The sequence below is a fragment of the Carnobacterium sp. AT7 genome (assembly GCF_000171855.1).
Classification (GTDB): Bacteria; Bacillota; Bacilli; order Lactobacillales; family Carnobacteriaceae; genus Carnobacterium_B; species Carnobacterium_B jeotgali.
In genome coordinates this window covers 22,847-30,313 of the sequence record NZ_ABHH01000023.1, presented here as the reverse complement: position 1 = coordinate 30,313, position 7,467 = coordinate 22,847, and the positions used below count along the sequence as shown (strand labels likewise).

Sequence of the window (7,467 nt, the reverse complement as noted above, 5' to 3'; positions counted from 1 at the left end):
TGTGAAACAAAGAAGTGTTTCACGATAGTAAAAAGGAGTTGAGTTAATGAATCCAGAAGAGTTTAAAAATGCCCTTGAGGACAAGGGAATAACGGTTACTGAGAAGCAAATGAAACAATTTGATCAATACCTTAAACTATTACAAGAGTGGAATGAAAAAATCAATTTAACTGCAATCACCGAGAAAGAAGAAGTCTATTTAAAACACTTTTATGATTCGATTACTGCGGGTTTATATGTGAATTTTAATAACGGGGTCCAAAGCCTATGTGATGTAGGTGCAGGTGCTGGGTTTCCAAGCATCCCCCTAAAAATTATTTTTCCACAATTAGAAGTAACTATAGTAGATTCATTAAATAAGAGAATTCAATTTTTAACATTATTAGCTAAAACGTTAGAGTTAGACGGTGTTCATTTCTACCATGACCGAGCTGAAACTTTTGGACAAAACAAACAATTCCGCGAATCATTTGATTTTGTAACAGCTAGAGCTGTTGCTCGTATGAGTGTTTTAGCAGAATTATGTTTACCATTGGTTAAAAAAGATGGACTTTTTATTGCTTTAAAAGCAAGCAATACCCAAGAAGAAATGGATGAGGGTAAAAAAGCGATTGCTACACTTGGTGGTAAATTTCGTGAAGAGTTTGTTTTTGAGCTCCCACACGAAGCTGGAGAACGTCATATTGTTTTGATTGATAAAAAGAAAGAAACACCAAAGAAATTTCCAAGAAAACCGGGAACACCAAATAAGAATCCATTATAGTAGAAACCGGCACTTATCAGATTGTTTCTATTCGGATTCAACTACTCAATGAGAACCTTTTTTGATATAATATAGTCAAAGAACATAAAGGACTGAGGGAGAGAAAAAGAATGGCGCTGTCTGATTTATTTGGTTCAGGAAAATCTAAAAAGAAAAATGAAGAGGAGCTTCTGTTAACGGAATTAAAAAGCCCAAAGCAGGTGCAACAAATTGCAGTCCAACAGATTGTTCCAAATCGTTTTCAACCAAGAAAAGTATTTAACGAAGAAAAATTAGATGAGTTAGCCCGTACGATCCATATCCATGGATTGATTCAACCTATTATTCTCAGAAAATATGAAGAAGATAAATATGAGATTATTGCGGGAGAACGTCGCTTTCGTGCTATGCAGCTTTTAGAATGGCAAGAAGTACCAGCCATCGTTCAAGAGATGACCGATAATGAAACAGCTTCTGTGGCATTAATTGAAAATTTACAAAGAGAAGAATTGACAGCTATTGAGGAAGCCGAAGCTTATCAAGGTTTAATGGCTTTAAATGAGTTGACGCAAGAAGCATTAGCGCAACGTATTGGAAAAAGCCAATCTTTTATAGCCAACAAATTACGGTTGTTAAAATTAGCAGAGCCTATAAAACAAGCGTTGTTGAATAGGGAAGTTACAGAAAGACATGGTCGTAGTCTATTAGCGTTATCTGCTGAAGAACAAAATGAGTTATTAACGCTGATACGTGAAAAGAAATTAACGGTTAAAGAAACAGAACGCTTAGTAAAGCTAAAACAAGTTGAGAAAGATAAAGCTTCTGATCAGCCAAAAAAACGAATAAAAAGAATATCTAAAGATTTTCGATTAGCTTTAAATACGATTCATAAATCAATTGATCTAATTAAAGAAACCGGGATGACCTTAGAAGCAAAAGAAGAAGAGTTAGAAGACGTTTACCGCATTACAATAGAAATTAAGAAAGATAAATAAATAAAGAGCGATAAATGAAACATTCATTTTGAACAAATGCGTAGGAGAAAAAATACGCATAGTGTAGTTTTTCTCCTATTTTTGTGTGGCGTCGGTAAAAAAACGTCAAGAAAATTAGTACAGGATACTAAAGACAGATGGAGGAAAAAGGATGGCACGAATTATATCAGTCGCAAATCAAAAAGGCGGAGTTGGAAAGACAACTACGACAGTCAACTTAGGTGCTTGTTTAGCTTATTTTGGAAAGAAAATTTTATTGGTTGATATTGATGCACAAGGAAATGCAACAAGTGGTTTAGGCGTACGAAAGTCAGATGTTGAAAAAGATATTTACGATATTTTAGTCAACGAAACCCTTGTTACGGAAGTTGTGTTGCCTTCTTCAAGAGAAAACTTGTGGGTCGTTCCAGCAACTATCCAATTAGCAGGTGCAGAAATCGAATTAACGTCGCAAATGGCTAGAGAGTCTAGGCTAAAACAAGCTCTAGAAAAAGTAAGAGATGACTATGATTATATTTTGATTGACTGCCCGCCATCATTAGGTCATTTAACAATCAATGCTTTTACTGCGAGTGACTCTATTTTAATTCCAGTTCAATGTGAGTATTACGCTTTAGAAGGATTGAGCCAATTATTGAATACTGTACGCTTGGTTCAAAAACACTTTAATCCTGAATTGAAAATTGAAGGTGTCTTACTTACAATGTTAGATGCACGAACAAATTTAGGCTATGAAGTCGTTGATGAAGTAAAAAAATACTTCCGTGAAAGAGTTTATAAGACCATCATTCCACGGAATATTCGATTGTCTGAAGCACCAAGTCATGGATTATCTATTATTGATTACGATGCACGTTCTAGAGGAGCAGAGGTTTATCTTGAATTAGCAAAGGAAGTGCTGGCAAATGGCTAACAAAAATAGCAAAGGGTTAGGAAGAGGAATCGATGCTCTTTTTGGAGACTATGCTGAATTGTCTAACATTGATGCTGCGAATGAACAAGTTCAACAAATACCATTAACGGATATTAGACCCAATCCTTATCAACCGAGAAAAACGTTTGATGAGACGGCCTTAAATGAATTGGCAGAATCCATTAGAATATCAGGTGTTTTTCAACCAATTATTCTTCGTGAGTCAAAAGTTAAAGGCTATGAAATTATAGCTGGAGAACGCCGTTTTAGAGCGTCCAAAATAGCCGAAAAAGAAACGATACCTGCTATTATTCGTGAATTTGATGAAGAAAAAATGATGGAAGTCGCTGTTTTAGAAAATCTGCAAAGGGAAGATTTAACCTCTCTTGAAGAAGCAGAAGCTTATGAAATGATGATGAAAAAACTAAAGCTGACGCAAGAAGAAGTCGCTACACGTTTAGGAAAAAGCCGACCGTACATCGCCAATTATTTGCGTTTGTTGGGATTACCGGATGCCGTTAAGGAAATGCTTCAAAAAGAAGATATTTCAATGGGGCAAGCAAGAACGTTGTTGGGATTAAAAGAAAAAAAACAAATCACGAAATTAGCTAAACGAGTGGTTCGAGATCATTTGACCGTTCGCCAATTAGAACAATTAGTCAATAAAATGAACCAGCCTAAAGATGAAGCAGAACAACCAACAAAAAATGATAAAAAGCCTTATTATATTCGTGAGAGTGAAGAACGACTGATGGATAAATTTGGTACAAGTGTGTCTATCAATGAAAAGAATCAAAAAGGGAAAATTGAAATTGAGTACCTTTCTACAGATGACTTAACGCGCATTTTAGACATTCTGAACATTCAATTTGATGATGAATAAACGCTTATAGGGAGATTGACGATGGAAAAAAATTACGATTTGAATGATATTGTTGAAATGAAAAAACCTCATCCTTGTGGGGCAAACCGTTGGCAAATCATTAGAATGGGTATGGATATACGAATCAAGTGTACGCAATGCGACCATATGGTCATGATGCCAAGAAGAGATTTTGAAAAGAAAATGAAAAAAGTTTTAGAAACAGCGGAAAAGAACGACTAAAACGAAACTATTAAACAAGAAAGAGTGAATTTAAAAATGCCATTAACAGCCGGAATCGTAGGTTTACCAAACGTAGGAAAATCAACTTTATTTAACGCCATTACAAAAGCAGGAGCAGAAGCTGCCAATTACCCTTTTGCAACAATTGATCCAAACGTGGGAGTCGTAGAAGTTCCTGATTACCGTTTAACACGTTTAACAGAGCTAGTTTCCCCAAAGAAAACTGTGCCAACTACTTTTGAATTTACAGATATTGCTGGAATCGTAAAAGGAGCAAGTAAAGGTGAGGGTCTTGGAAACAAGTTCTTGGCTAATATTCGTCAAGTAGACGCAATTTGTCATGTAGTGCGTTGTTTTGAAGATGACAATATTATTCACGTGGAAGGAAAAGTTGACCCAATCTCAGATATCGAAACAATCAATTTGGAATTGGTTTTGGCTGATTTAGAGTCAGTTGAAAAACGCTATACGCGGGTAGCAAAAGTTGCACGAACAAAAGATAAAGAAGCTGTTGCTGAATTAGCTGTTTTAGATAAGATTAAACCGGTTCTAGAAGAAGGCAAATCAGCACGTTCAATCGAATTTACTGAAGATGAAGAAAAAGTTGTTAAAAGCTTATTCTTATTAACAACAAAACCAGTTTTGTATGTTGCAAATGTTTCTGAAGATCAAGTAGCAGATACTGAAAATGATGAACTTGTTAATCAAGTACGCCGATTCGCAGCAGCAGAAAATGCAGAAGTAAATGTTATTTGTGCGCGAATTGAAGAAGAAATCGCAGAACTTGAAGATGAAGAAAAAGAATTATTTTTAGAAGAATTAGGTATCGAAGAATCTGGTTTAGATAAATTAATTCGTTCCGCATACAATCTTTTAGGATTGGGCACTTATTTCACAGCTGGTGTTCAAGAAGTTCGTGCATGGACCTTTAGACAAGGCATGAAGGCTCCTCAAACAGCCGGAATTATCCATAGTGATTTTGAACGAGGATTTATTCGTGCAGAAACAATTTCTTATGAAGACTTTGATAAATATAAGAGCGAACAAGCTGCAAAAGAAGCTGGACGTATGCGTTCTGAAGGAAAAGAGTACGTTGTTAAAGATGGAGACATCCTTTTATTCAGATTTAATGTATAAATAAAATTGATTAAAACAGTTTAGTAAGGCCTAGAAAGGGGCAATTGATCCGTGGAAGAAACACAAGTAAGTTCAACACAAATAAAAAAAGAAGAAAACAGCGTATTGTTTCAAAAATTAACTAAAAAAAATGAACAATATATGCTGAGCTTGAATAAAACATTAATTGAAAAAAACATGTCTGAAACTAAAAAAGAGGATATCTTTAATGAGATGCTTAAAAAATTAGTTGAACGCCAAAAAACTGGAGAAACAGCTCGTCAGTTATATGGTACAGTCACTGAATGTGCGAATCAATTAATCGATCAGCCTGAAAAAGTTCAAACAGGTCCTTCTGAAAATTGGAAAATTGCTTTAGATGGCGGTTTGATGATTGGTGGATTGTTCTCTTTGATAACAGGACTTTCTGGTTTATTTAGTAATGTAGAAGAAACGGCATCTGCTCTTGGAATAATAACGACTCTATTGAACTTTATTGTAGGAGGATTAGTGATTCTTTGGATATCAAAAAACATGCCGGACAGAAAAAACCCGAAAAAAGGTGGAATGTTCCGCTATATTCTCGTTTCAACGATAGGAATGTTATCTTTGATGGTGGTTATGACAGGTTCGATGATGGTCATTCCATCTGCGGTTAATGTACCAATAAATGCTATCGGCAATATAGTGGTAGGTGTTTTAGCCTTTGTTGCAAAATACTTTGCTAAACGAAAATTAAATATTCGCGGCGGATTATTTTAAAAAATAATCAAGCAAAAAATGAAAGATCTGTTCACCTAAAGTTATTTTGGTTGAACAGATTTTTTTCTCATTTATTCTTCATGATAGAGCGCTTTAAATGAGGGTGGCTAAGGTAAAAAAGAAGTTTAATGGTCAATTTAAGCTTCTGCTATTGACTATCCACGGTATCTCTGTTAGTTTTGTAGATAAAATTATTGAACAAATCGATTGATTGCGATTAATCAAAAAAAGGGAGCGGATGGTTGTAATGTCTAATTGGGAAACGAAATTTGCGAAAAAAGGATTTACTTTTGATGATGTATTGTTAGTGCCTGCTGAAAGCCATGTTTTGCCAAATGAAGTGGATTTAAGTGTTCAACTAGCTAAAAATATTAAATTAAATGTTCCGATAATGAGTGCTAGTATGGATACCGTAACAGACTCAAGAATGGCAATCGCAATGGCTCGTCAGGGTGGTCTAGGTGTTATTCATAAAAATATGACCATACAACAACAAGCTGATGAAGTGAGAAAAGTAAAACGTTCTGAAAGTGGCGTTATTCTTGATCCGTTCTTTTTAACCCCTAGTCATTCAGTTTCAGAAGCAGAACGATTGATGAGTCGCTATCGTATTAGTGGTGTGCCCATTGTAAATACTATGGAAGAACGCATTTTAGTTGGAATTTTAACGAATCGCGATTTGCGCTTTGTAGCAGACTACTCTATTCAAATCAATGAAGTAATGACAAAAGAAAATTTAGTTACCGCTCCTTCAGGAACATCTTTGAAAGAAGCAGAACATATTTTACAACAACATAAAATTGAAAAATTACCCATCGTTGATCAAGATGGACGCTTAAGCGGATTGATCACAATTAAAGACATTGAAAAAATTCTTGAATTCCCAAATGCTGCAAAAGATTCTCATGGACGTTTATTGGTTGCAGCAGCAGTTGGTGTAACGAGTGATACATTTGAACGTGCTCATGCGCTAATTGATTCTGGTGCGGATGCCATCGTTATTGATACCGCTCATGGTCATAGTGCAGGAGTTATCCGTAAGATTAAAGAAATTCGTGAAGAGTTTCCTGAAGCTACTTTAATCGCCGGAAATGTCGCAACAGGCGAAGCAACTCGAGCATTGTATGATGCTGGTGTGGATGTAGTGAAAGTGGGAATCGGTCCTGGATCGATTTGTACAACACGTGTAGTTGCTGGTGTTGGTGTACCTCAAATCACAGCTATTTATGATGCAGCAGCAGTTGCTCGTGAGTACGGCCGTGCAATTATTGCTGATGGTGGAATCAAGTATTCAGGAGATATTGTAAAAGCGTTGGCTGCTGGAGGACACGCTGTTATGCTAGGAAGTATGCTAGCTGGAACAGATGAATCTCCTGGAGAATTTGAAATTTTCCAAGGTCGTCGTTTCAAAACATATCGTGGAATGGGAAGTTTGGCTGCTATGGAAAAAGGATCAAGCGATCGTTATTTCCAAGGTGGAGTAAACGAAGCCAACAAACTAGTTCCAGAAGGTATTGAAGGCCGTGTTGCTTATAAAGGAGCACTCTCTGATATCGTCTTTCAAATGCTTGGTGGATTACGTTCAGGAATGGGATATGTTGGAGCAGGCAATTTAGAACAATTGCGTGAAGAAACACAATTCATTCAAATGAGTGGAGCCGGTTTACGTGAATCTCACCCACACGATGTGCAAATTACAAATGAAGCACCAAATTATTCTGTCCAATAAAATAAAATCAGAAAAAGAAGCTCAATACCGTTCATATCGAACAGTATTGAGCTTCTTTTTAACAAATTCTTTAGTATTTTCTGATATGATGAATAAAATCGGAAA

The 7,467-nt window shown here is 36.0% G+C and carries 8 protein-coding genes; all 8 read left to right on the top strand.

Annotation, left to right across the window (positions count from 1 at the left end):
- Positions 1 to 46 precede the first annotated feature (46 nt).
- Complete coding sequence (rsmG, locus tag CAT7_RS08960; protein WP_007724678.1) at positions 47 to 763, top strand: 16S rRNA (guanine(527)-N(7))-methyltransferase RsmG; 717 nt, start codon at positions 47 to 49, stop codon at positions 761 to 763.
- Positions 764 to 873: 110 nt separating this feature from the next.
- Positions 874 to 1,737, top strand: coding sequence for a nucleoid occlusion protein (gene noc, locus CAT7_RS08955; protein ID WP_007724677.1), 864 nt, complete (start codon positions 874 to 876; stop codon positions 1,735 to 1,737).
- A gap of 151 nt (positions 1,738 to 1,888) precedes the next feature.
- Complete coding sequence (locus CAT7_RS08950; RefSeq protein WP_007724676.1) at positions 1,889 to 2,650, top strand: ParA family protein; 762 nt, start codon at positions 1,889 to 1,891, stop codon at positions 2,648 to 2,650.
- The gene (locus tag CAT7_RS08945) at positions 2,643 to 3,533 is read left to right on the top strand and encodes a ParB/RepB/Spo0J family partition protein (RefSeq protein WP_007724674.1); all 891 of its coding nucleotides are present in this window, start codon (positions 2,643 to 2,645) and stop codon (positions 3,531 to 3,533) included. The genes CAT7_RS08950 and CAT7_RS08945 overlap by 8 nt, the downstream gene beginning before the upstream one ends.
- Positions 3,534 to 3,554: 21 nt before the next feature.
- Positions 3,555 to 3,755 (top strand): DUF951 domain-containing protein, encoded by a 201-nt coding sequence (locus tag CAT7_RS08940; RefSeq protein WP_007724672.1) that lies wholly within the window; start codon positions 3,555 to 3,557, stop codon positions 3,753 to 3,755.
- 36 nt (positions 3,756 to 3,791) lie between these two features.
- The gene (gene ychF, locus CAT7_RS08935; RefSeq protein ID WP_007724670.1) at positions 3,792 to 4,892 is read left to right on the top strand and encodes a redox-regulated ATPase YchF; all 1,101 of its coding nucleotides are present in this window, start codon (positions 3,792 to 3,794) and stop codon (positions 4,890 to 4,892) included.
- A 51-nt stretch (positions 4,893 to 4,943) separates the two neighbouring features.
- Positions 4,944 to 5,633 carry a DUF1129 domain-containing protein gene (locus tag CAT7_RS08930; protein ID WP_007724668.1) on the top strand — a complete coding sequence of 230 codons (690 nt, stop codon included), beginning with the start codon at positions 4,944 to 4,946 and terminating at the stop codon, positions 5,631 to 5,633.
- A 247-nt stretch (positions 5,634 to 5,880) separates the two neighbouring features.
- Positions 5,881 to 7,362 carry an IMP dehydrogenase gene (gene guaB, locus CAT7_RS08925; protein WP_007724666.1) on the top strand — a complete coding sequence of 494 codons (1,482 nt, stop codon included), beginning with the start codon at positions 5,881 to 5,883 and terminating at the stop codon, positions 7,360 to 7,362.
- The last annotated feature ends 105 nt before the right edge of the window (positions 7,363 to 7,467 follow it).

Excerpts from the sequence above, each read along its gene's own strand:
- rsmG (WP_007724678.1), top strand. The coding sequence starts at position 47 with ATGAATCCAGAAGAGTTTAAAAATGCCCTTGAGGACAAGGGAATAACG.
- noc (WP_007724677.1), top strand. The coding sequence starts at position 874 with ATGGCGCTGTCTGATTTATTTGGTTCAGGAAAATCTAAAAAGAAAAAT.
- CAT7_RS08950 (WP_007724676.1), top strand. The coding sequence starts at position 1,889 with ATGGCACGAATTATATCAGTCGCAAATCAAAAAGGCGGAGTTGGAAAG.
- CAT7_RS08945 (WP_007724674.1), top strand. The coding sequence starts at position 2,643 with ATGGCTAACAAAAATAGCAAAGGGTTAGGAAGAGGAATCGATGCTCTT.
- CAT7_RS08940 (WP_007724672.1), top strand. The coding sequence starts at position 3,555 with ATGGAAAAAAATTACGATTTGAATGATATTGTTGAAATGAAAAAACCT.
- ychF (WP_007724670.1), top strand. The coding sequence starts at position 3,792 with ATGCCATTAACAGCCGGAATCGTAGGTTTACCAAACGTAGGAAAATCA.
- guaB (WP_007724666.1), top strand. The coding sequence starts at position 5,881 with ATGTCTAATTGGGAAACGAAATTTGCGAAAAAAGGATTTACTTTTGAT.